Origin of the sequence: Bacillus sp. CECT 9360, assembly GCF_918741275.1 — a bacterium.
Taxonomy (GTDB): domain Bacteria; phylum Bacillota; class Bacilli; order Bacillales; family DSM-1321; genus Peribacillus.
The window spans coordinates 1-21,953 of the sequence record NZ_CAKKNA010000015.1 but is presented as its reverse complement, the minus strand read 5'-3'; the positions used below and the strand labels follow the sequence as shown (position 1 = coordinate 21,953).

The following is a 21,953-nucleotide window of genomic DNA, read 5'->3' as shown; positions in this document are numbered from 1 at the left end:
GGATGCGGGTTTTTATTATGAAGTCATAACTTATCGGGAGTGAAATTAGTAAAGATGTTTTACAACTATTTTGGAAGGGTAGTGAAAATGATAGGTAATGCTGATTAGTATAAAGGGGGCGTTTTTATTGGCAGATAAGTTACAGATTAACATTAACGGTGTAGAGATGGAGACCACTGATAACCAGACGGTCCTTCAGATGCTTTCTGACAGTTCAATAGAGGTGCCGAGTGTTTGTTATCATCCGAGCCTTGGACCGATTGAAACGTGTGACACCTGTATTGTCAATGTGAATGGAGAGTTTGTCAGATCCTGTTCAACCATGATAAATGATGGAGACGTGATCAATACGATTTCTCCTGAAGTTAAGCAAGCTCAGGTAATCGGGATGGATAAAATCCTCAATAACCATGAATTATATTGTACGGTGTGTGATTACAATAATGGTGGTTGCGAAATACATAATACGGTTAAAGAGATGAAGATTAACCATCAGAGCATTCCGTTTGCCGGGAAGCCCTACGAGGAAGATAATTCCCATCCGTTTTACCGTTACGATCCTGACCAATGCATCCTTTGCGGCCGTTGTGTAGAAGCATGCCAGGATGTCCAGGTCACCGAAACGCTGACCATTGACTGGGAGCGCCAAAAGCCGCGTGTAATTTGGGACAATGATGTGCCAATCAACGAATCTTCTTGTGTGTCTTGCGGCCACTGCTCTACCGTTTGCCCTTGTAACGCAATGATGGAAAAGGGCATGGTCGGGGAAGCAGGTTTTCTGACAAGTATAGCGAAACAAACACTGCGTCCGATGATTGAAGTGACAAAAGGAGTGGAAACCGGCTATGGTTCAATCCTCGCGATTTCGGATATGGAATCAGCCATGCGTGACGAACGAATCAAGAAAACAAAAACAGTTTGTACATATTGCGGTGTTGGCTGCAGCTTTGATGTATGGACGAAAGACCGTGAAATTCTAAAGATAGAACCACAGGCGGAAGCACCGGCGAACGGCATCTCAACTTGTGTTAAAGGGAAATTCGGCTGGGACTTCGTAAATAGCGAGGATCGCCTGACGAAACCATTGATTCGTGAAGGTGATACGTTCCGTGAAGCAGAATGGGAAGAGGCTTTAACGCTCATCGCGGAAAAGTTTAAGAATATCAAGAATGAGCATGGCCCAGATTCATTGGGATTCATATCGTCTTCCAAATGTACGAATGAGGAGTCCTATCTTATGCAAAAACTAGCGCGCGGCGTAATTGGCACCAATAATGTCGATAACTGCTCACGCTATTGCCAGTCACCGGCGACTGTCGGATTATTCCGTACGGTAGGGTATGGCGGTGATTCAGGTTCCATCACAGATATCCAAAAGGCGGAGCTCGTGTTAATCGTTGGCTCAAACACGTCCGAATCCCATCCCGTATTAAGCACACGGGTGAAAAGCTCACACAAACTGAGAGGGCAAAAGCTCATCGTAGCTGATATCAGGAAGCATGAAATGGCTGAACGCGCGGACTTGTTCGTGCATCCTAAAGCGGGGTCTGACTTAGTCTGGCTCTCAGCGATAACGAAGTACATCATTGACAATGGTTGGACCGATGAGAAGTTTGTGCATGAGCGCGTCAATGGTTTTGAGGAGTATAAAAAAAGCCTGGAGCTTTTCACATTGGAGTATGCGGAGGAAGCAACAGGCATTTCGAAAGAAACCCTCATCCAAATGGCGGAAATGATTCATGATGCGAAAACAACCAGTGTGTTATGGGCGATGGGCATCACGCAGCATACAGGAGGTAGTGACGCAAGCACTGCTATATCCAACCTTCTACTCATTACTGGAAACTACAGTAAGCCTGGGGCAGGCTCCTATCCGTTGCGCGGTCACAACAATGTGCAGGGTGCCAGTGACTTTGGCTCTATGCCAGACCGGCTCCCGGGCTATGAAAAAATCGTGGATGACAACGTGCGCGCGAAATACGAAAAAGGCTGGGGAGTCAAAATTCCCGAGCAACCTGGCATGAACAACCATGAAATGATAGATGGAATCCATTCCGGCATCCTGAAAGCCATGTACGTAAAGGGTGAGGAAATGGGCCTCGTCGATTCCAATATTAATCATGTTCATGCCGCATACGAGAAGCTTGACTTCTTTGTTGTTCAGGACATTTTCTTCTCACGTACCGCGGAGTTTGCGGATGTCGTGTTACCAGCAAGCCCAAGCTTTGAAAAAGAAGGAACGTTTACAAACACAGAGCGCCGGATCCAGCGTTTGTATCAAGTATTTGAACCTCTAGGCGAATCAAAGCCTGACTGGGAAATCATCCTTGAGATCGCAAACCGCCTTGGCGCAGGCTGGAATTATGACCATCCAGCGGACATTATGCATGAAGCAGCCATGTTATCGCCACTTTATGCGGGCGTCACCTACGATAGACTTGAAGGATACAATTCGCTTCAATGGCCGGTTACAGCCGATGGAACAGACACACCGCTTCTGTTTGCGGACGGAACATTCCCGTTCCCGGACGGAAAGGCAAACCTATTCCCGGTTCAATGGTCCAAGCCAATTGACTTTGGTCCTGAATATGATATCCATGTGAACAACGGCCGTCTTCTCGAACATTTCCATGAAGGCAATCTGACATACAGGTCAAAAGGGATTTCCTCGAAAACTCCTGAAATCTGGTTAGAGGTATCTCCTGAATTAGCAGAGGATAGGGGGATTAAAGACGGCACGCTTGTAAGGCTGACTTCTCCTTATGGCAACGTCAAGGTTAAATCCCTAATTACGGACCGTGTCCAAGGAAACGAAGTATATCTCCCGATGAACGACTCCGGAGAAGCAGCCGTTAACCTGTTAACGAGCAGTTTTTCCGATAAAGACACCGACACGCCAGCTTACAAGGAAACGATGGCCAAGATGGAAATCCTGAAATATGAAGGGGTCAGCCCAATGCGGGATATCAACCATCGTAACGGCAACCCACAGCCGCAAATTGGTGTGCAGGTGCAGAAGAAATGGGCGCGCAAGGATTATGTTTTCCCTGGTGATGCAGTAAGGGAGGAGCGGAAGCAGCATGGCTAAAGCGATTAAACAAATCCAAAGAATCGAGATTAGCGAAGAGGATCAAAGAAGGAAAGATTTACTTCAAGTAGAAGATGCGCTCATCAAAAATAAGGAAGCCATTCTTGAATCACTTCAAGTTTTGGGTCATATGCAAGATCGCGGTGTACTCTCATTGTTAAATGGATTGTTCGGCCAGGGGGATAAGGTCTTGGATGTCCTCGTCAAAACGGCCGACACGCCTGAGACGACCAATTTGCTGAAGAATCTATTATTAATGGGTGGTCTGCTCGGCACGCTCAATGTCCAACAGCTTGAACCGTTTATATTGAAGATCAATTCAGGTATCGCCAGAGTGGCAGAAACGAAAGATAATGAAGATTCCGTCGGCTATTTTGATTTTGCCAGATCTTTAAAAGACCCTGAAATAAACAAATCGGTATCCTTATTGCTCAACTTTCTAAAAGGAATGGGCGAGGATACAGAAGGTCTTGAGCGGACGACCCAGCCTCCCGAGAAGCAAATCCAGCAGCAAATGCCACGTGAAAAACACGGTATGCATGAAAGAGATTAATGAAATGCACCCGCTACCAACAACCTTTTTAGGTTGTTGGTAGCGGGTGTTTTTTTGTTTTAGTGGATTTAAGCGAAAGAATCTATCGATAAAGTTTGAAATAAAAAGTTATATAGAGTTTTGATTCAATGAATTAATCCTATAAAGACAACCATTTTTGTTGGATTTATTGTATATGTTGCATTTGTTGGATATTGAAGTTCAGCTATTGGATCAAAACAACATGGTTCCCCGAATCCTCTTTTATACGTCCTAACTTTTTGTAGAAGGTTTAGAGGCCGGTGACAACTATCAAATGCTCAAACGGACGGTTTCTATCAATATACTCGCATTTAAATTAGCGGAATTAAGGAATGAAAATTTTCACTAAAACACATCAAATTCAAGAGGTTCATTCGAAAAATCCTTTAACAGACTTGATGGAAATTCATTTTTTTTAGAATTTCCTAAGTTCGAGCAAATAGAATATGATAAGAATATTTCCCTGCACAGATATGTATTATTTTTAAAAGATGATATTTCGCAAGAAAAGCTAATGGAAGTCGTTAGCATGGATATGATGACTGGTAAAGCTGAACAAAAATTAGCAAAATTAAGCTCGGATCCTGGAACCCGAAGAGAATACGGGCTTAGAGAAAAGGCACTCTTGGATGAAAATAGCAGACTAAAAGATGCAGTAGATACCGAGTCAAAAGTTTCCTAGAAAGTGGTATGCCTCTAGATAAAGTCGCAAAGCATACACCTTATTCAACTGATGAATTAAGACCAACTACTAAATAAACTAAATATAGATTAATCCACCAGATTATCGGGTGGATTTCTTCTGTTTTTTAAGCTTTAAGCGAATTATTATTTATTAGTCACTAATTTAACTGCGGTGCCCGTCTCTCAAACATACCAAGCCAACCATTTTCCATTCAGTCTTTATTTTGTTACAGTATAACTAATGGACGAATTTGAAAGGCAGGCTGAATTACATCATGAACAAAGAAATAAAACTAATTGCCCTTGATATGGACGGGACGTTATTGAACGAAGAAGGCAAGGTGTCTGAGGCGAACAAAGCAGCAATCAGAGAGGCGGAACAAAAGGGCGTCAAAGTTTTGCTAAGTACTGGACGCGCTTATGCGTCATGCAGTGAGATCGCAAAATCACTCGAGCTATCCTCTTATCTGATTACGGTAAATGGCAGCGAAATATTTGATCCGACCGGGGAACTGGTTGAGAGGAACATCGTCGGTGCCGAACTGATCCAATGGATGTGGGATTTAAGCCAAAAGCACAAGACGGATTTCTGGGCAACGAGCAGTGATCGGGTTTGGCGGGGAGAAATGCCCGAAGACATTCCATCCTATCAATGGCTGAAGTTCGGGTTTAATATAGAAGACGATAAAATCCGAGAAGAAATCTTAACGATGCTAAGAGAGAACGGCAACCTTGAGATTAGCAATTCAAGTCCGACGAATATCGAAGCCAATGCCGTGGGAATAAATAAAGCCAAGGCGATTGAAAAGGTATGCGGCTTCCTGGATTTAAGGATGGATGAGGTTATGGCGGTAGGCGACAGCCTGAATGACATCGCCATGATTAAGGAAGCGGGTCTTGGGGTAGCAATGGGAAATGCCCAGGATATCGTGAAGGAAACAGCGGATTGGGTTACCGAGACGAATAACAATAACGGAGTGGCAAAGGCCATCCAAAAATGGGTGCTGGAAAAATAAAAGCATAGATAATCGATGAAACCGTTAAAATATTAGCGGTTTTTTTTGATTTCGAGACAAGTAATATATAGAAGGAAAAACTTGAATAATCGCCTCTTCGGGAGTAAAATGAATAGTGATTCATATTCTGAAAATTCTGTACGGAAGTGAGGCGTTTTTGTTGAGTAAAACGATACCGGAAGAATGGTGGGGGCAGCTTAGATTACCCGCTATTTCAGCGCCGATGTTTCTCGTGTCGGGTCCTGAATTGGTAGAAGCTGTTTGTATGAATGGTGTGATTGGTTCATTCCCTTCCCCAAATGCACGTCCAATCGAGGTACTTGATCAATGGATGGGTGAGTTAAACGATAAACTTGCCGCTGCACGAGAGAAAGAACCAGAGCGGAAGATTGCGCCATGGGCGATAAACATGGTCGTTCACAGTTCTTATAGCAGATTACAGGAAGAGTTGGATTTGGTGAAAAAACACCAGCCGCAGCTGGTTATTACTTCACTTGGAAGTCCGAGAGCTGTCGTCGATATTGTACATAGCTATGGTGGCCTTGTTTTTTCGGATGTTAGTGACGTCAAATTTGCTAAGAAGGCGGCTGAAGCTGGGGTAGATGGGTTAATTCTTGTTGCATCAGGAGCAGGCGGACATGCGGGGAATCTGAATGGTTTTGCATTCGTTGACAGCGTTCGAACATTCTGGGATGGAATCATTATCCTTGCCGGAGCGATTTCAACAGGAAAAAGCATACTGGCAGCGCAGGCCGCTGGTGCGGACCTCGCATATATGGGAACGCGCTTCATCGTGGCAAAAGAAAGTATGGCAAATGAAGAGTATCGTCAAATGCTTGTAGATTCGAATCAAGAGGACATCATCCTCACAAACGCATTCTCCGGCGTTAACGCGAATATGCTCATACCAAGCATCGTAAAGAACGGACTAGATCCGGCCGAATTGCAAAAGAAGGACAAAGTTGAATTTGACAGCATGCAAAAGGAGACTAACGCCAAAGCTTGGAAAGATATCTGGTCTGCCGGACATGGGGTAGGAGCGATCAACCAGATCGATACAGCTGAAGGCATTATAGCTGAACTGGAAAAAGAATATAATGAAGCAATAGAAAAAATGAATGTGCAAACAGAAAAGCTGAAATCTGCAGTGATTAAATAAGTTTTCTGTAAGCGTTTTAAAACAGAGTCAGCTGGTTATCTTTTTTTGATAACCAGCTGATCTATTATTAATAGGGAATTTCTTATTTCTTTTTGAGTATCGTTACTTCATTAGATTCCCCTATAATCACTTTGTCAGCCATTCCAATAAATAATCCGGTTTCTACTACACCAACTATCAGTTTCAGATGATTATGTGTCATCTCTGGATCCGGAATAGACTCGAATGTACAATCCAAAATATAATTTCCGTTATCTGTGCTGAAGATCCTATCATCTTTCATTCTTAGTGCGGGGGAGCACCCAAGCTGAGCTATTTTTTGAGCGGTAATTTCCCAGCCAAATGGAACAACTTCAACAGGTAGAGGAAAATTACCCAATTGTGAAACTATTTTTGAATCGTCCGCGACAATGATTAGCTCTTTTGACGAAATGCTTACTATTTTCTCCCTTAAAAGAGCACCTCCTCCGCCCTTAATAAGGTTAAAATTTGGGTCGATTTCGTCAGCGCCGTCTATTGTTAAGTCAAGATTCTGTACTTCAGAAAAGTCGGTTAATGGGATGCCAAACTCAATGGCCCATCTCTCCGTATTGCTGGATGATGGGATACCTTTTACCCGTAAACCCCCTTTAATTCGTTCAGCGATTTTTTTTATTGTCCAGTACACAGTTGAACCTGTTCCCAATCCTATTATCATTCCATCCTGGACAAAGTCTGCTGCTTTTTCACCAGCTATTTTTTTATTGCCTTCCAATGTGTCCATCCCGCAACCCACCTTTGTAAATGTCTTATTATAGTTTACCTAAAGAGAAGGGGAATATCTTTTTCTTTACTTTCATTTCTGGATAAGCACAATATATTTTATGCGAAAAATACTAAATACGTAATTATTCAAAATCTAAAAATAGTGGGGGTCATTATCCCTGCTATTTTTTACTGTTTTTCCAAACCATAAACTTTATGAACAAAATGTGTTTAATATTTTTATTGGAGTTTAATTGGATAATCTAGTAAATCGCTTTTATTTATGTAAAATTGAGAAAACGCTTACAAGGGGGATTTACATGATTTCTATTAAAAGGTTTTCGACAATAATGGGTGCCGGTGTGTTGGCATTGAGTCTAACCGCATGCGGGAGTGAAACATCCGGCGGTGAAAAAAAAGTGGAAAGTACTGGTTACCCAAACAAGGCGATTGCAGTTGTAGCACCTTCTGGAGCGGGGGGTGGCTGGGATTTGACAGCCCGTTCATTCACAAAAGTATTGAGTGAAACAAAGCTGGTGGATCAGCCATTGACGGTTGAGAACAAACCTGGCGGTGGGGGAGCCGTTTTTATGGCGGAGTATGCGACCCAGGATGTACAAAACAACGCCAGGCTGTTGGTCAACTCACCACCAATCGTCATTAATAATTTGAAAAAAGAAGGAAACAGCCCTTATGGACATAAAAATACAACTCCTTTGGCACAGTTGACAAAAGATTACGGGGCGATTGTCGTCAAAGCAGATTCGAAATTCAAGGATCTGAAATCGGTATTGGAGGAAGTCAAAAAAGATCCGCGTAAGCTTACCTTTGCAGGGGGCTCTGCTCCAGGCTCAATGGATCATTTGATCTCCATTTTACCGGCTTATGAATACGGCGTCGATCCAACTAAAATTAAATATGTTTCTTATGATGGCGGCGGTGAAGCGATTACGGCATTGCTTGGAGGAAACGCTGATGTAATCGGTACAGATGCATCCAGTGTCAATGAGTTTTTGAAGGCGGGCAAGGTACGGGTTCTGGCAATCACATCACCTGAACGTATAGAAACATTTAAAGATATTCCTACAGCTAAGGAACAAGGTGTGGACGCTGAATTCACAATTTGGCGCGGTGTGTTTGGTCCTGAAAAAATGTCTGACGAAGCAAAAACATATTGGGAAAAAACGATCGAAAAGCTTGCTGCATCCCCTGAATGGAAAAAAGAAGTCGAGACTCAAGGCTGGGAAATGGAATATAAAAATAGCGCAGATTTCAAAAAGTTTTTACATGAGCAGGAAACACAAGTACAGCAACTATTAGAAGCTTTGGGTATGGAAAAGTAATAGATTCGGGAAGGAGTGAAACACTCCTTCTCATCTGTTTAGAAAGGATGAATGTGGATGGACATCAGATTCGATCGCATTGCAGCGGTTTTGTTCTTGGCTATTGGTCTGCTTTTTATAATCGGCAGCAGGCAGATTGCGAGCTCCGCTTATGGAAGTGAAGTAGGACCGGATATATTTCCTTTTTTTCTTGGCATTCTGCTGGTTCTATTAAGCATCCGTTTATTTTATGAGACATTCCGCTTCCAAAAGCAAGCAGGAGGCTCTAAAGAAAAGCTGCAACACAAGCCGTTTTTGATCATATTTACCACAACGCTTGCTTACATTCTCACGTTAGAAACGATTGGATATGTGATTACGACATTCATCTATCTGTTTATTTGCTTTCAAACAATGGAAAGAACGAAGTGGATAAAATCACTTGTAATTGCTGCCTCTTTTTCAGGCATAGTCTATTATCTTTTCGTAAATATTTTAAAAGGAACTCTGCCCGGCTGGCCAGTCTGGTTTTAGTTTGGAGGGAGATGAATCATGAGTACACTCAGTTATTTAATGGATGGGTTTGGTACGGCTCTCATATGGTATAACCTGATTTTTGCATTTGTTGGAGTTCTAATAGGAACGGCTGTCGGCGTCCTACCGGGTATCGGACCAATGAGCGGTGTGGCCCTGCTGATTCCGGTCACGGCTTCCATTACGGGCGGTCTGCCGCCTGAACAGGCAGCAGCGAGTGCGATTATTCTTCTTGCCGGTGTTTATTACGGGGCGATGTATGGAGGTTCGACAACGTCGATTCTATTAAATACCCCTGGGGAATCCTCGTCTGTTGTTACAACATTGGATGGCTATCAGATGGCGAAGAAGGGAAGAGCCGGTAGTGCACTCTCCATTGCCGCAATCGGTTCTTTTGTTGCCGGGATCGTTACACTGTTAGCGTTGATCGCATTAGCCCGGCCTTTATCGAGTGTAGCATTAAAGTTCGGTCCTGCGGAGTATTTTTCGCTCATGCTCTTAGGCTTGGCTGCTGTCAGCGGGTTGGCGGGCAAGTCAGTGACGAAAGCATTGATCATGACGATCTGCGGTTTATTGCTAGGTACGATTGGAATTGACAACGTTTCTGGAATTGCTCGTTTTACCTTTGATGTGCCCTGGCTTTATCAGGGAATTGAATTCTTAACGATTGCCGTTGGATTGTTTGCTCTTGGTGAAGTATTCAAGACGATATTGGAAAAAGAAGAGGAAGACAATGAGATAGCGAAAATTAATAATTTGCTGCCGTCGAAAGAGGAATTAAAAGAATCGGTCGGGCCCATTGCCCGCGGATCCCTCCTTGGTTTCTTTATAGGGATTCTGCCAGGTGCGGGTGCGACATTGGCTTCTTTCTTCTCTTACTTAACAGAAAAAAGGCTTTCAAAAAATCCTTCGAAGTTTGGTACCGGTACGATTGCCGGGGTAGCCGCACCTGAATCGGCCAATAACGCGGCTTCGGGCGGTGCGATGATTCCCTTATTGACACTGGGAATTCCGGGATCAGGTACAACGGCGATACTCATGGGTGCTCTTATGATGTATAACGTCCAGCCGGGCCCATTATTATTCGAAGACCATCCACAGGTTGCCTGGGGCTTGATCGCCAGTATGTTCATTGGAAACATCATGCTTTTAATTTTGAATTTACCACTGGTAAAGGTGTTCGCAAAAATCATTCAAACACCGAAACAATTTTTAATACCTATCATTATTGCCATCTCCATTTTCGGAGTATATGCCGTACAAGTTTCCACATATGATCTACTGCTTCTTCTTGCTTGCGGGCTGTTTGGCTATTTTTTAACGAGAAATGATTATCCGATCGCGCCTCTTGTACTCGGTCTTGTTTTGGGTCCGATGATTGAGAATAACTTCCGACGGGCGCTGACCATTTCAGATGGTGATTACAGCTTATTTATCACCCGTCCGATATCACTTGCTTTCTTGATCATCACAATTCTTTGGCTGCTTATACCGGTCTTAATGAAAATGAAAGGTAAGGATGTCATCATTAATGTGGAAGGATAAGTAGTCGGACACGACAAAATATTTCAAAAACTCCTTTTGTAGAGGAGTTTTTTTTAATATGATTGACAAGAGGTGTTTGAATGCGTCTACATACTAAGTTAATGGCAGGCATCTGTGTGTTAATTATTCTCATGGGAGTCATTTTTGAATTAACCTTTATCAATATTTTGGAATCCGGCCTGAAAAAGGAAAAAGGTAACACAGCCTTATCGGTAGCACAGTCCGTCTCTCATATCCCTGAAATAAAGGAAGCCTTTAATGAGGACAACCCGGCCAGTACCATCCAGCCGATTGCAGAAAAAATCCGCAAGCAGATTGGAGCAGAATTTATCGTAATTGGAAATCGTAATGAAATTCGCTACTCTCATCCGAATCCTGAACGACTTGGACAAAAAATGGTTGGCGGGGACAATGGCAGAGTATTTAAAGGTGAACCGATCATATCTGAGTCCACGGGTACATTGGGTCCATCGCTTAGGGGGAAAGCACCCATTCAATCAGATGGCCGAATCATTGGAGTAGTTTCCGTCGGTTTTTTGCAAAAAGATATTGAAGAAGAGGTCTCAAGTTTGCAGAGGAAAATTCTTTACACAACACTCTTTATCCTATTAGGTGGTATCTTGATTGCCTTATTAATCTCATTAAATATTAAAAAGGCAATCTTTGGTCTTGAGCCGAAGGAAATCGCCTGGATGTACCAGGAGAAGCACGCGATCCTTGAATCGATCCATGAAGGGATTATCGCAATAGATGATGAGGGAAGGATTACCGTAGTAAATGAAACGGCCCATCAAATCCTGCATATCCGAAATGATATTTTGCTTCGCGGAAAGCGAATCGAGGACGTCATTGAAGATACACATCTTGTTGATGTAGTAAGAACGGGACAGGCTGAATACGACAGGGAATTTATGATTCAGGGCGAGGTTTTCGTGGTCAACCGGATTCCTATTTTAAATAAACGCGGACATGTAAAAGGAGCTGTTGCAAGCTTAAGGAATAAATCTGAGCTTTCAAATCTTCTTCAGGAATTGTCTCACATAAAATCATACGCCGAAGGGCTCCGAGCCCAAACCCATGAATATTCCAATCGACTCTATACCCTTCTCGGTTTGATTCAACTCGGTTCATACAAGGAGGCAATTGAATTCATTTCGAAAGAAGTGGATGTTGCGCAGGGATTCATAAATTTCTTAATGCAAGAAATTCCCGATCCGATCATAGCCGGCTTTATTTTAGGAAAAGTGAGTTTAGCCAGTGAATTGAAAATTCATTTTACTGTAGATAGGGAGAGCAGTTTCAAGGATGTTCCGGCAGAAATAGGCAGGGAAACGTTAGTGACCATTATAGGAAACCTGGTCAATAACGCTTTTGAGGCAGTCCAGGAAAATGGAAAGGAAAAGAAAAAGGTTTCTCTATTTTTGACAGATCTCGGCAAAGAACTGATTATAGAAGTGGAAGATAACGGGAAGGGGATTGCTCCAGAGGATTATGAACGTATTTTCCAGACTGGATTTACAACGAAGGACAGCAAAAGCAATGCGGGAATTGGGTTGAGTTTAGTGCAGGATGCGATTGAAAGCTTGGGAGCATCTATTACATATTCATCTAATGAGGGAGATGGAACGGTTTTCACGATTGCTATTCCAAAAGTAAGGGGGCGTTTGGATGAATGACAATCAAATGATCGATGTATTAATTGTGGAGGATGATCTAAGAATAGCAGAGATACAGAAACGGTTTATTGAGCAAATCCTAGGCTTTCAAACAGTTGGAATCGCTGCAAGTTATAGAGAAGCAAAAAGCTTTATCGAGATCTTGCAGCCAGACCTTATTTTGCTTGATGTCTATTTTCCGGATATGAACGGCCTGGATCTTTTAAAAGAAACGAAACAGGAAAATAAACAAATCGACGTCATTATGATAACGGCAACCAAAGAATTAGATAAAGTACAGGAAGCGATAACCATAGGCGTCTTCGATTATATTATTAAACCTGTCGTGTTTGAACGATTCAAACAGTCGTTGCTGCGATATCAAGATTACCACACCAATTTATTGGAGCTGGGCAAAAACAATCCTCATATTACCCAACAACAAGTCGACAAGCTTTTGCGGAAAGATAAGGATGGAAGCAGCAGTGAGAAATCCGACTTGCCTAAAGGAATTGACCCGCTGACACTTGAAAAAGTACTGCAGGTTCTTGGAGATGACAATGCCGGAATGACAGCTGAATCTGTGGCTAAACAAATTGGGGTGAGCAGAACGACCGCGAGGCGATATCTGGAGCATCTAGTTGCCGGGGGCAAGATAAGGGCGGATCTTGCCTACGGTGCAGTCGGGCGGCCGGAGCGGGTCTATATGGTAAGGGTTGCAAAGAAGACTTATTAGCATGTGACTATTTAATGCTTTCATTAACATTAGGGAGGAATATCAATGTCAGCTGAATATATGTGCGATCTCTCATTTCCCGATGATTTCAAGGAAGGAAAAACCTATCCGGCAATCTTCGTGATGCATGGTGCGGGTTCAAATGAGAAAGATCTTGTTCCAATCCTGGAAGGTGTTAAAGGCCGATTTATTCTATTTTTCATTCGCGGCAACATCAAAACGGAAACCGGATATAAATTCTTTGATCTTCATGGAATCGGAAATCCTGTCAAGGAATCTTTTGACCGCAGTGTCCAAGGGTTGACAGCCTTTATTAAAGAGATGAAGGAGGCACATCCGATTGATAAAGATCAAGTATATTTGCTTGGCTTTAGCCAGGGAGCGATCATGGCGATGACGCTTGCCCTAACTTTAGGAGATGAGATAAGGGGAATCGTGGCAATGAACGGGTACATTCCTTCCTTTGTGAAAGAAAAATACTCACTGAAAACGAGCAGCCGACAGTCCGTATATATTTCACATGGAGAAAGTGATCCGATTTTTCCGATTCACATCGGAAATGATAATCAGGATTATTTCATGAGCCGTGCTGTGAACACAACTTATGAAACCTATCCTGCCGGCCACTTTATCGTGCCGGAGAATGTTTCTTCCCTACAACAGTGGTTGTTACAACAAATTAAATAGCGCAAAGAGAAACAAATTGCGACAGGTTATCCGGATTTTTCGGGTAACCTTTTTTGCATTCGCATGCCGTCATGATAATAGACCTATCATTATTGTGTTTAACAATCTAGTTAATAGTTATTTTGCATGATGGTCCCTGCTGGAAAATCAAATATACTAGTGTATATCTAGGCAATATTTTGAATTTTCTATCAGGAGGTAAAGGATGAAGAAACAGAAACTATTAACCGGGCTTATCGCTGCTAGTATGCTTGCCACTGTTCCGTTGGCAGACACACTCGCCGCATCGCCAAAGAAGTGGACGAATGTCAATGTCTACGAGGAACAAAACGGCAGCAAGTTCAACAGCGAACACTATGATTTTGTTAAATTCTCGAAAATCGGCGCCAAGCTTCAGGAAATTGACAAGAAATCAAACCGTGTAAAGGTAGAAGTGAAAGGGAAATCTTCTGATGGACATCCGCTTTATGTCGTAACGATTGCCGACCCTGCTTCACAAGGCAAGTTCGGCAAAATTAAAGCGCTACGAAAACAGATGTTCAAAAATCCCCAAAAAGCACAGGACTGGATTAGTGAAAATCCAGATTTTAAGGTTCCGGTTATGATTAATGGCTCCATTCACGGTACGGAATTTGTCGGAAGCGATGCCGTGCTTCAATTAATCGAGCGTTTTGCGACGCAGACTGATCAAGTGACTAAAAACATTCTTGGGAGTAACATCTTAATCTTTAATGTGGTCGCTAATCCGGACGGAAGAATCGATGCCACCAGGTTCAACGGACAGGGAATCGACCTAAACCGCGATTTCATTACCCAGTCACAGCCGGAAACCCAGGAAACCGTAGAACTTATTAAAGAATGGAATCCAATGGTTTTCCTTGATACGCATGGATATGTAAAAAATTATGCACCGAATTTGCAAGGCTTGATCGAACCGTGTACGCCGCCGCATAACCCTAATTATGAATATGATCTGTATAATAAATGGGCCTATAAACAAGCGGAAGCCATGGAATCAGAAATTATGAAGAACAAAGGGCAATACAGCGGTGACCTGTATAAAACGATGGAAGGCGCATATGTTCCGCAGCGTGATGATACTGCAGGCTGGGATGATTATCCGCCGATCTTTACACCGATGTACGCCATGTACCATGGCGCTTATGGACACACATTAGAGGCGCCTACAAATGATTGGGATGGTGTCCGCTGGCAATATGATGCGATCATGGGTGCCCTCCAATTCGCAACTGCCAACAAACAGGGAATGATCACGGACCAGATCGAGGTCTTTAAACGGGGCATCAATTTTGACCATCCGTTCCATGAAGAAGGATTCTTCCCGAATGCCTATGTTCTGCCGGTTAATGAGAAAGACCCGACGGTAACGGAAAAAGCGGTGAACCATTTAATCAAAAATGATGTTGAAGTGGAAGAGGCTTCAAAGCCATTTACGGCCGAAGGCAAATCCTATCCAAAAGGAACGTATGTCGTAAAGATGAACCAGGCCAAGGCAGGTCTTGCGAACACAATGCTTTGGGACGGAGAGGATATCACCAATGATACGCCAGCTATGTATGACATATCAGCGTGGAGTCTCCCGGAATTATGGGGCTTTGAAGCGATATCTGTAAAAAGCCAGTTTAATGTAACAGCCAGCAAGGTGAAGGAAGTTGAAAACCATGGCTCCCTTTCAGGTAAAGGGCCATATAAAATTCCTAACAGTTCAGTGAAAGCAGTTGAACTGACTAATACGTTAATCCAACAAGGGGTAAAAGTGAAACGCGATTCAAAAGGTAACTTTTACGCTCAAGCAACAGGAAATACAATCTCAAGAGCAGTAAGAGAGTCCGGCTTAGAAGTTGAAACCTCAGCGATTCCGGCTGATGCTGTGCAGCTCTCCAAATTAAAGGTAGCGCTCCTAAAGGATGGCGGAATGGGCAAACAGCAATCGCACTCCGGGACAAACCTTTCTCTAAGGAGACTTGGCTTCGAGGTAACGGAAGTCACCCCTGTTGAGGTAGCGCAGAAAGGTCTTGGCTCATTCGATGTCTTTGTTTATAGTGGAACCGCAAATCTTATTTCCACGAATCTAAGTGAAGCAAATAAAGAATTCGGGTTCGAGAATCCTGCCCAATATGATTCATTTAAAGCCAATCTGGAAAGCTTTTTAAACGAAGGCGGTAAGTATATTGCAGTAGGAGCCGGTGCCTCCCAGGCTACAAGAACTCTTGGTTTTACAGATGATACGATAAAAGTCGGAGGGTCCAATAGCAACGGGATCGTAAAAGTCGATTATGAAGGGACAGGAGTTACGGCAGGCTATGGCCAGGATGATTACGGATTCGTCTACCGCCCAACATGGTATACTGGCACGGAGAACGATGAAGTATTGGCTACCTACGATAATACTCCAGATTTCTTTGTCGCCGGACATTGGGCAAACAGGTCGGGAGCCCAGGGACAAGCAGTAATGGTTCAGGAGAAGGATAAAGATGTCACGCTTATTGGTCTGGAACCAGGCTTCCGCGACCACACCGATTATTTGTTCCGACTGCTCTCGAATGCGATATTTGAAGAATGATAGTGAGAAACCTGACTGGCATGCCCAGTCAGGTTTTTTTGTAAGTCACCGACACTAACAATGATGAGCGCTTTTGGCTCTTACACGGTCCGTTTAAATCCCCTGTTTTAGGGCCTAATCTCCCAAATTTAAGCGGAATTGGCTGATCATGGTTTATCTCTTCAAAAATATGGGTACTGAAAAGCAATTTAGTAAGGCAGCAAGCATTTACTAAAAATAAAAAAGGAGGAGACGGATTTTCAAAAATTAAATGGCGTTTTCATACTGTCTTAGGGATTAGCCTGCTTTAAAAAGTCAAAATATTATGACTTCTGGAGGAAAACTACATGAAACGTATTGTCTATGTATTTCTTGCTCTATTTTTGTTTATCCCGTTTTACGCTGAACGCCCGGAAAGGGCTCAGGCAGGTCCCTTGGCCTCTGCCGTAATGGATCCGCTCATTGAAAAAGCACTGGCATCTTCGGACACAGCCCAAGTCATTGTTACTTTTAAAGGCGATGGTGCACCAAAGAGCAATCAACTAAGCCTGTTAGAAACACTTGGCATCGAGACAGGAATCACGATGAAGTCTTGCCAATCGCCGGGGTCATTGCGACAAAATCGCAGATCGACAAACTGGCAAAAAACGATGAGGTCCAATCTATTTATTTCAACAAAAAGCTTACGTATTCCAATGCGGAAGCAACGGACATTACCGGTGTCGACCGGGCAAGGACAGACGAGAATTTCCGTATAGCCAATAAAGGATTCCCTCTTTCCGGAAAGGGCATCGGCGTTGTGGTGAACGATAGCGGTGTGGATGGGACCCATAGAGATCACCAATTTGGCAGAAATCTGGTTCAAAATGTGATGGCTTCCACGAACCTGAATGCCTTTGCGCCGGAATTATTGCCGATCACTTACCTGGAACATGTCCCAAATACGGATACGAATTCAGGCCATGGTACACATGTAGCGGGAACAGTCGGCGGTACCGGTGCGATGTCTTCCGGCAAGTATGAGGGAGTTGCGCCAGGGGCCGACCTGATTGGTTATGGTTCAGGTGCCGCGTTATTTGTCCTGGACGGAATCGGCGGCTTCGATTATGCGATAACCCATCAGCAGGAATATAACATTCGAGTGATTACAAATTCATGGGGATCATCAGGTGATTTCGACTATAACGACCCGATTAACATTGCCAGCAAAAAAGCGTTCGATAGAGGAATAACAGTTTTGTTTGCGGCAGGAAATGAGGGGCCGGATGAAAATACCCATAATCCATATGCAAAAGCTCCGTGGGTTATCTCGGTCGCAGCAGGAGTGAAGGATGGCACACTTGCCGATTTCTCATCCCGTGGCAAAAAGGGCGTGGGTGGAACCTTTACATTAGATGGAAAGCAATGGACATGGTTGGATGAACCGACCATTACGGCGCCTGGAGTCGATATTGTATCGACGCGCGTTCTTGCTCCTGTTTCAAGTCTCGGAATCGACAAAGATATTGAACTTATCAGTCCAGCCCATCTTCCGTTCTATACAACGATGAGCGGAACATCGATGGCCACACCCCATGTAGCCGGAATTGTCGCACTGCTGTTAGAAGCGAACCCTGAACTTTCGCCATCTCAAGTAAAGCAAGTCTTGAAAAAGACAGCCACAGAAATGCCAGGATACGAATCCTGGGAAGTGGGGGCCGGGTATGTAAATGCCTATAATGCCATTAAATTAGCTTATAGAAAATAATGCAGCATACCTTCATTCCTTTAATCGGTATGAATCTATTAAAAAGGAATAACTATTTTTTGAAGGAACAAATAGGCTTTCGCTTATTTGTTCCTTTTAATTTTCTAACTTACATAAACATTTAGTTTTACCATATATTGCTTGTCGCTTAATTAGCAGATTCAAATATATAATTATATCGAAAATACATAATCTGAGGGAATAGAGGGAAATTATGAGGCAGATCGCCAGTATTTTATTTGCACTTATTTTGTTGGTATCGCTTTTGCCTAAGCAGTCATTTGCAGCACAAGATCCAAATTTCGATGCGGATTTCCAAGCTTATCTTGAAGAAATCAGCGCAATCAGAGGGTTTGAAGTGACTGAGGCGGATATCGCCATCGCTCTTGCTGAGTATGATGAGGTAATTAAAGATTATGAAACAGTCGAAGAATTGTCAGACTGGCTCGGGGAAGTCATTGCATCTGACTATAGCAATATCCAGGATGTTTTACAGGAAAATGAAATGACAATGGAGGATCTCGATGCTCTTTTAGCAGAGAACGGGGAAGAGATTGAAGATTTCATTTTTGTCGATGATGTTCTATTCTATATCGAGCCTGACTTTGATGAAGAATTTATGAACGAACTGTTAATGATTTTCCAGGAAGAATTAGACCTCACACAACTGGAATTGGAGAACTTAAACAATCACTTCATGGCCCTTGAAGAGGAGTTATCAACTCCTGAAGCTACAGCAAAGTTCGAACAACTGGCAGAAAAAATGGAAGCGTTCGATGAATTTGAAACGCTTGATGAATTAACGCCTGAACAGGTTTCAGAATTTATTGCCATTTTTGATGAAATGTTTACGATGTTAAAAATTAAGCCTACGTTCGCTCTCATCATGGACGGTAAAGAAACAACGGTTTCTCTATGGGAACTATTTAACATGGAAGAACTTATCAATGCGAAATTAAAAGTAAACATTTTCGATCTGGAAGGCAATTTATTGGCCGACCTCATCATTACCGGCGACATGGTCGACAATGAGACGATCAATAACATTGGAAACAATCTTAATACAGCTACTGAAAAAGTGAAGCAAGCCAAAAGTGAAAACCCGAAAGTTAAAACAGAAAAAGGCGGCAAGCTTCCGAAAACGGCGGGGAACTACGCTTCCGGCATCCTGATCGGTCTTGTTATGATGTTATCTGGAATCATGTTATATCGTAATTTCAGGAAAACGGCTTAACTTTCAAATCAGGCTGATTCACCATACGAAAGACGGCGATCCTTTTACAGGATCGCCTTTTTTCAGGCAGTTTTATCTCAATAGAATTCCGGCCGCCTATCCTGAAATACAGGTATCATGCCCCTCACTTCAGCTGTTTTATCGAAATCAATCATGCCTGTTACTATTTCTTCCCTATTTCCAGCTTCGGCGATAATGTCGCCCCATGGATCGATGATAAGGGAATGGCCGGCAAATTCATTAGCCGGGTCGCTTCCTATACGGTTGGCGGCGATTACATAGCACTGGTTTTCTATTGCACGGCTGATGAGCAGGGTACGCCAATGGGCAAGCCTGGGCTTTGGCCATTCTGCTACCACGAATATCGCTTCTGCCCCTTTTGACGTATGGGTACGAATCCACTCCGGGAAGCGGATATCGTAGCAGATAAACCCGGCACATAGTTTACCTCCTAATTGAAATAAGCCATCTTTTTTACCCGGCTGAAGAAAATGGTGTTCATTCATCAGCTTGAAGAGATGGAGCTTGTCGTACTCTTTCACGAGCCTACCTTGATTATCTATAATCAATAATGTGTTAAAGACCCCGTCTGCGGTTTTCTTCGCCACGGAGCCCCCGATAATATGGATATGATAATTTTTGGCAATCTCGCTTAAGAAAAGAATCGTTCGCTCAGCCTGATCGTCGGCGATTTCCTCTAGCCTTGTTAAATCATATCCGGTTGTCCATAACTCAGGCAAAACAATGACATCCGGTCCAGACTTCACCGCTTCTTTTATTTTTTCAGCCACGGCCTGATAATTTAACGCGGGCTGGCCATAGGCAATATCGAGCTGAATACAGGCAATCTTCCATTTCATCTCATGCACCTCGCAATTTCCCTTGAAATTAATCATATTTTCATATTAAATTAACGATATATCATTTGTGACTGATTTTTCAAGAAATTTCAGAGAAGGTGGACATACCATGCATTTCAAAAAGTCCGATTTACTTCAGGCGCTTCCTAAGCAATTTTTCGCTTCGTTGGTTTCCAAAGTGGCTGACATTGCTGCCGAGGGGCATGATGTCATCAATCTCGGCCAGGGCAATCCAGATCAGCCGACCCCGGCTCATATCGTAAAAAAGCTGCAGTCAGCTGCGGAAAATCCAATCAACCATAAATATTCCCCTTTCAGGGGGACAAAGGAATTAAAAGAGGCAGCCTGTGAATATTATCAACTGGAATTTGGCGTTAAACTGGATCCTAATAAAGAAGTCGCCATCCTGTTTGGTGGGAAAGCCGGCCTGGTAGAACTTCCTCAATGTCTATTGAATCCCGGCGACACCGTCCTTGTCCCCGATCCGGGGTATCCCGATTATTGGTCTGGTGTATCCTTGGCTAAAGCCAGGATGGAAACGATGCCTTTGAAAGAGGAAAATGACTTTCTGCCCGATTATGGTGGTATAAGCAGGCAGGCGATCGAACAGGCCAAGCTGATGTTCTTGAATTACCCGAATAACCCGACCGGGGCAGTTGCCACCGAAGCATTTTTCAAGGAAACGGTCGAACTGGCAACGAAGGAATCCATCTGTGTTGTCCATGATTTTGCCTATGGCACGATTGGATTTGATGGAAAGAAACCGCTCAGCTTCCTGCAGACGGAAGGAGCGAAGGATATAGGCATTGAAATCTACACTTTGTCCAAGACATACAATATGGCTGGTTGGCGCATTGCGTTTGCCGTAGGAAATGAAAGCGTGGTGGAAGCGATCGAGCTGTTGCAGGACCATCTGTATGTCAGCCTTTTTCCAGCCGTCCAGGAAGCCGCAGTGGAAGCGCTGTTAAGCTCGCAACGATGTGCGCAGGAACTGGCGGAAATGTATGAATCTCGCAGAAATATATTCATAGGCGGCTTGCAATCCATCGGCTGGGATGTGAAAGCCCCTGCAGGCTCATTTTTTGCATGGCTTAAGGTTCCAGAGGGATACACTTCAGAAGAATTTTCTGACTATCTGCTGAATCACGCCCATGTGGCCGTGGCACCAGGAAAAGGATTTGGAAAATACGGGGAAGGATATGTACGGGCAGGTCTCCTGACAACCGAGGACAGGCTTATGGAAGCCGTCCGGAGGATTCGGGCTCTGCGGCTATTTGGTTAATTGGTGTAATGAGGAAATGAGAAAATAGGATGGTTCGCCAACCAATTATTCAGCAATCAGAAGAGTTTTTTATGTGAATAGACACTAATAAATAAAGTATATAGGAAACTACTGAGAACGTTGTGTGAAAGAAAAGGCATAGAGAGAATAGAAGCAACGGCATGTAAAGATCATGTACATAAGTTAGTAAGTATTCAAATAAAAGAGGATGTCGTGGCAGAACAATTAAGTTTTGTGGAATACAACGATCCATTCACAGGTGAAGAAGTAAAGAAAATAAGTAGAAGGCCTAAGAGGTCTGGCCAGTAGAAGTAGTAAAGGCGAACCACTCAGTAGCTCGTTAAGTTTTGGTCCGGATCAAAGGGCTTTCAGCCGCAGAGAAAACCATTCGCTATCTGGTCAAGACCCCAAAATGTGGAGATGTAAAAAAACCGGAGCTGTTTCCTTTAGGAAATGGCTCCCTATTTATTTATAGAGTTAGGTTCTTTGCATTTATTCACTTGACATAGAGCCTCGTCACGCA

At 43.3% G+C, this 21,953-nt stretch carries 19 protein-coding genes; 17 read left to right on the top strand and 2 right to left on the bottom strand.

The window, feature by feature from the left end; translation table 11 throughout:
- Positions 1-127: 127 nt before the first annotated feature.
- From fdhF to LQ216_RS16705, 5 genes are all read left to right on the top strand, one after another.
- Positions 128-3,088 carry a formate dehydrogenase subunit alpha gene (gene fdhF / locus LQ216_RS16725; RefSeq protein WP_230130604.1) on the top strand — a complete coding sequence of 987 codons (2,961 nt, stop codon included), beginning with the start codon at positions 128-130 and terminating at the stop codon, positions 3,086-3,088.
- Positions 3,081-3,641, top strand: a complete 561-nt coding sequence (locus LQ216_RS16720) for a DUF1641 domain-containing protein (protein ID WP_117305936.1) — start codon at positions 3,081-3,083, stop codon at positions 3,639-3,641. Before fdhF ends, LQ216_RS16720 begins: the two co-directional genes overlap by 8 nt.
- Positions 3,642-4,191: 550 nt before the next feature.
- Positions 4,192-4,344 (top strand): hypothetical protein, encoded by a 153-nt coding sequence (locus tag LQ216_RS20540; RefSeq protein ID WP_160118373.1) that lies wholly within the window; start codon positions 4,192-4,194, stop codon positions 4,342-4,344.
- 277 nt (positions 4,345-4,621) lie between these two features.
- Complete coding sequence (locus LQ216_RS16710; RefSeq protein WP_230130603.1) at positions 4,622-5,362, top strand: Cof-type HAD-IIB family hydrolase; 741 nt, start codon at positions 4,622-4,624, stop codon at positions 5,360-5,362.
- A gap of 160 nt (positions 5,363-5,522) precedes the next feature.
- On the top strand, positions 5,523-6,521 hold the full coding sequence (locus tag LQ216_RS16705) for a nitronate monooxygenase (protein ID WP_230130602.1): 999 nt from the start codon (positions 5,523-5,525) through the stop codon (positions 6,519-6,521).
- Between the two features lie 82 nt (positions 6,522-6,603).
- Here LQ216_RS16705 and rpiA read toward each other — a convergent pair whose 3' ends face one another.
- A complete protein-coding gene (rpiA, locus tag LQ216_RS16700; RefSeq protein WP_230130601.1) occupies positions 6,604-7,284 on the bottom strand; it encodes a ribose-5-phosphate isomerase RpiA in 681 nt (226 codons plus the stop codon).
- Between the two features lie 301 nt (positions 7,285-7,585).
- On the opposite strand from rpiA, the gene LQ216_RS16695 reads away from it, so the two are divergent.
- From LQ216_RS16695 to LQ216_RS16650, 10 genes are all read left to right on the top strand, one after another.
- The gene (locus tag LQ216_RS16695; protein ID WP_230130600.1) at positions 7,586-8,608 is read left to right on the top strand and encodes a tripartite tricarboxylate transporter substrate binding protein; all 1,023 of its coding nucleotides are present in this window, start codon (positions 7,586-7,588) and stop codon (positions 8,606-8,608) included.
- Positions 8,609-8,665: 57 nt separating this feature from the next.
- A complete protein-coding gene (locus tag LQ216_RS16690; RefSeq protein ID WP_230130599.1) occupies positions 8,666-9,121 on the top strand; it encodes a tripartite tricarboxylate transporter TctB family protein in 456 nt (151 codons plus the stop codon).
- Positions 9,122-9,139: 18 nt separating this feature from the next.
- Positions 9,140-10,666: a tripartite tricarboxylate transporter permease gene (locus LQ216_RS16685; RefSeq protein ID WP_230130598.1), complete on the top strand. Its 1,527-nt coding sequence runs from the start codon at positions 9,140-9,142 to the stop codon at positions 10,664-10,666.
- Positions 10,667-10,746: 80 nt separating this feature from the next.
- The gene (locus tag LQ216_RS16680; protein ID WP_230130597.1) at positions 10,747-12,342 is read left to right on the top strand and encodes a sensor histidine kinase; all 1,596 of its coding nucleotides are present in this window, start codon (positions 10,747-10,749) and stop codon (positions 12,340-12,342) included.
- On the top strand, positions 12,335-13,057 hold the full coding sequence (locus LQ216_RS16675) for a response regulator (protein WP_230130596.1): 723 nt from the start codon (positions 12,335-12,337) through the stop codon (positions 13,055-13,057). Before LQ216_RS16680 ends, LQ216_RS16675 begins: the two co-directional genes overlap by 8 nt.
- 45 nt (positions 13,058-13,102) lie before the next feature.
- Positions 13,103-13,744 carry a dienelactone hydrolase family protein gene (locus LQ216_RS16670; protein WP_230130595.1) on the top strand — a complete coding sequence of 214 codons (642 nt, stop codon included), beginning with the start codon at positions 13,103-13,105 and terminating at the stop codon, positions 13,742-13,744.
- Between the two features lie 205 nt (positions 13,745-13,949).
- Positions 13,950-16,328, top strand: a complete 2,379-nt coding sequence (locus tag LQ216_RS16665; RefSeq protein WP_230130594.1) for a M14 family zinc carboxypeptidase — start codon at positions 13,950-13,952, stop codon at positions 16,326-16,328.
- A 326-nt stretch (positions 16,329-16,654) separates the two neighbouring features.
- Entirely contained in the window at positions 16,655-17,065 is a 411-nt protein-coding gene (locus LQ216_RS16660) for a hypothetical protein (protein WP_230130593.1), read from the top strand.
- Between the two features lie 41 nt (positions 17,066-17,106).
- Positions 17,107-18,054, top strand: a complete 948-nt coding sequence (locus LQ216_RS16655; RefSeq protein WP_354959255.1) for a S8 family serine peptidase — start codon at positions 17,107-17,109, stop codon at positions 18,052-18,054.
- Between the two features lie 214 nt (positions 18,055-18,268).
- The gene (locus LQ216_RS16650) at positions 18,269-19,288 is read left to right on the top strand and encodes a processed acidic surface protein (protein WP_230130592.1); all 1,020 of its coding nucleotides are present in this window, start codon (positions 18,269-18,271) and stop codon (positions 19,286-19,288) included.
- Positions 19,289-19,365: 77 nt separating this feature from the next.
- On the opposite strand, the gene LQ216_RS16645 is transcribed toward LQ216_RS16650, so the two are convergent.
- Positions 19,366-20,148 carry a carbon-nitrogen family hydrolase gene (locus tag LQ216_RS16645; protein ID WP_117308821.1) on the bottom strand — a complete coding sequence of 261 codons (783 nt, stop codon included), beginning with the start codon at positions 20,146-20,148 and terminating at the stop codon, positions 19,366-19,368.
- A 109-nt stretch (positions 20,149-20,257) separates the two neighbouring features.
- On the opposite strand from LQ216_RS16645, the gene LQ216_RS16640 reads away from it, so the two are divergent.
- Together LQ216_RS16640 and LQ216_RS16635 are read left to right on the top strand one after the other, a co-directional pair.
- A complete protein-coding gene (locus LQ216_RS16640; protein WP_117308822.1) occupies positions 20,258-21,430 on the top strand; it encodes a pyridoxal phosphate-dependent aminotransferase in 1,173 nt (390 codons plus the stop codon).
- Between the two features lie 87 nt (positions 21,431-21,517).
- Positions 21,518-21,739, top strand: coding sequence for a transposase (locus LQ216_RS16635; protein WP_290369285.1), 222 nt, complete (start codon positions 21,518-21,520; stop codon positions 21,737-21,739).
- Positions 21,740-21,953 lie beyond the last annotated feature (214 nt).